Below are 2,982 nucleotides of genomic sequence, written 5' to 3'. Positions count from 1 at the left end.
GGGCGGGGGGTGGGGGTGGGTGGGTTAGCGGTTGTCGAGGAGGGGTTGGGTGGGGTTCCAGGGGGGGCCGCCGGTCGCGTCCTTGCGGCGTCTCGCGATCGCGGACAGGGCCTCCAGCACCACCCGGTTGCCGAGGTACGCGGTGATGTCGGCGTGGTCGTACGGCGGGGCGACCTCGACGACGTCCACACCGACCACGGGCAGCTCGTAGCAGACGCGCCGGACGGCGTCGAGCAGTTGCCGGGAGGTGAGTCCGCCCGGTTCGGGGGTGCCGGTGCCGGGGGCCATGCCGGGGTCGACCACGTCGACGTCGACGGAGAGGAAGACGCCCTCGCACTCGTCGGTGGCGATCCCGAACGCCTCGGTCAGACAGGTGTCGAGTCCACGGGAGACCAACTCGGTCATCTCGTACGAGCGCATCCGCTGCTGCGCCATCCACTGCAACGTGTCCGGGCCGGGCCAGTAGCCGCGCAGGCCGATCTGGAGGAAACGGTCGCCGCGGACCGCACCGGACTCGATGAGCCGCCGCATCGGCTGGCCGTGCCCGTGCAGGGACCCGAACTCGACGTCCCCGGTGTCGGCGTGCGCGTCGAAGTGCACCAGCGACACCCGGCCGAGCCCGTGGTGGCGGGCCACCCCGGTGGCGTCGGGCAGGGCGATGGAGTGGTCACCGCCGAGGACGACCGGGATCGCCCCGGCGGACGCCACCGCGAAGACCGCGGATTCCAGGGCGGACAGCGATCGCTCGATGTCGCCGGAGAACATCTCGACGTCGCCGGCGTCGTACACGCAGAGGTCCTGCAACGCGTCGACGCGCAGCGCGAGGGACGGTCGGGAGCCGTCGTGCGGCAGGTAGCAGGCCTGGCGGATGGCCGACGGGCCGAACCGGGTGCCGGGGCGGTGGGAGGTGCCACCGTCGAAGGGCGCCCCGATGACGACGACGTCGGCGTCGGCGTACGTCACCGGCTCGCCGAGAGTGCACGGCGGCACCCCGAGGAAGGTCACGTCCGGACCGAACATCGGACCGTAGCGCGTCGTCACCGCTCCTCCATTCCCCACGGCGAACCGTAGCTGTTCAGCAGGTCGAGGAAGGGTACCGGCGGCAGCGCCTCCGGGCCCAGCACGCCGGCGCCGGACCAGGCGCCGGTGGCGAGCAGTTCCAGGGCGACGACGGGGTTGACGGCGGTCTGCCAGACCACGGCCTGGTGCCCGTACTCGCGCATGGACCACTCGTTGTCGACCACGTGGTAGAGGTACACCTCGCGTGGGCTCCCGTCGACGCCCACCCCGCGGACCCAGGTGCCCGCACAGGTCTTGCCGCGCATCCGGTCGCCGAGCGTGGCCGGGTCGGGGAGGCAGGCGGCGACCACGTCGCGGGGCGACACCGGGACGCCGCCCACCCGGACCGGGGCGGTCGAGTCGAGGCCGAGCTTGTGCAGCGTCTTCAGCACCTCGATGAACTCGTTGCCGAGGCCGTACTTGAAGGTGACCCGCTTCGCCTTCACCCAACGCGGGATCAGCAGCACCTCCTCGTGCTCCACGTTCACGCACTCGACCGGCCCGATGCCCTCGGGGAAGTGGAACACCTCCGGCTCGGAGAAGGGCGGCGTGGTGAACCAGCCCCGCCCGGCCTCCCACACGACCGGCGGGTTGAGGCACTCCTCGATGGTGGTCCAGATGGAGAACGACGGCGCGAAGTCGTACCCGTCGACGGTGAGGTTGGCGCCGTCGCGGACCCCGATCTCGTCGATCTCGGAGAACAGTTCGTCGGCGGCGTACCGGGCGAAGACGTCGGACAGGCCCGGCTCGACACCGATGCCGCACAGCGCCAGCCGGCCGGCGTCGGCCCACTGGTCGGCGACGGCGAACTGGTCGTCGCCCAGCTTCACGCCGGTCTCGGCGTGCGGCCGGTCGGGGTGCGGGTGGGACAGCGACATCGCCATGTCCAGGTAGTCCGCGCCGGCCGCGTACGCACCGTCGAAGATCGGCATGACGAAGCGCGGGTCGACGGCGTTGAGGACGTGGGTGATGCGGTGCGCGCGGCACAGGTCGGCGACCGCGTCCGCCGACGAAGCGTCGACCTGCGCCGCGACGAAACGGGAGTCGTGGTCGGCGATGGCGCGCGACGCGCGGCCGAGGTCGTGGTCGGCGACGACCATGGTCTCGAAGAAGGAACGGCGGGCGGCGATGGCGACAGCGGCGGAGCCGACGCCGCCGGCGCCGACGAGCAGGATGCGCATCAGGAATCAAACCCCAAACCAAGACGGTCGAGCGTACGGAGCCACAGGTTCCGCCGGCCGTCCCGCGCGTCGGCGCGGGCCAGCGACCAGCGGGTGAGATGGATGCCGGCGGCCCGGACGGGCTCCGGCGGGAACGGCAACGGCTTGCGGCACACCAGGTCCAGCCGGGTCAGCGGGGTGTCCCCGCCACCGAGCAGGTCGAGCATCACCCGGGCGCCGAACCGGGTCGCGCCGACACCGAGGCCGGTGTAGCCGGCCGCGTACGCGAGCCGACCGTCGTACGCGGTGCCGAAGAACGGGCAGAACCGGGTGCAGGTGTCGATGACGCCACCCCACCGGTGGCTGAAACGCAGGCCGTCGAGCTGCGGAAACGTGGTGAAGAAGTGGTCGGCGAGGGCGGTGAAGGTGGCGTCCCGCTGTTCGAGCGACGGCGCGACCCGGTTGCCGTAGTGGTAGACCGCGTCGTAGCCGCCGAAGAGGATCCGCCCGTCGCCGGTCACGCGGTAGTAGTGGAACTGGTTGCCGGTGTCCGCGAGCCCCTGCCGGTTCGCCCAGCCGATCGAGGCGCGCTGCGCGCCGGTCAGCGGTTCGGTCATCAGCGCGTAGTCGTACACCGGCACCAGCCAGGCCCGCAGCCGCCGCAGCAGCGGCGGGAAGGCGTTGGTGGCGAGCACGACCTGCCGGGCGCGCACCGAGCCGGGGATCGCGTCGGGCCCGCCGGCGGTCTCCGCCCGCAGCGCCG

General features: G+C 72.3%; 3 protein-coding genes. All 3 read right to left on the bottom strand.

Annotated features, from left to right (window positions below):
• Nucleotides 1-24: 24 nt before the first annotated feature.
• On the bottom strand, nt 25-1,020 hold the full coding sequence (gene speB / locus AB0I76_RS26365; protein WP_357040764.1) for an agmatinase: 996 nt from the start codon (nt 1,018-1,020) through the stop codon (nt 25-27).
• Between the two features lie 17 nt (nt 1,021-1,037).
• On the bottom strand, nt 1,038-2,240 hold the full coding sequence (locus AB0I76_RS26360) for a saccharopine dehydrogenase C-terminal domain-containing protein (RefSeq protein WP_357040761.1): 1,203 nt from the start codon (nt 2,238-2,240) through the stop codon (nt 1,038-1,040).
• A partial coding sequence (locus AB0I76_RS26355; protein ID WP_357040760.1) for an FAD-binding oxidoreductase occupies nt 2,240-2,982 on the bottom strand: 743 nt, incomplete at its 5' end. The genes AB0I76_RS26355 and AB0I76_RS26360, both read right to left, overlap by 1 nt.

Origin of the sequence: Micromonospora sp. NPDC049799, assembly GCF_040656655.1 — a bacterium.
GTDB lineage: Bacteria > Actinomycetota > Actinomycetes > Mycobacteriales > Micromonosporaceae > Micromonospora.
Note: the sequence above shows the minus strand (reverse complement) of the source record. Positions and strands in the feature narration are given on the sequence as shown.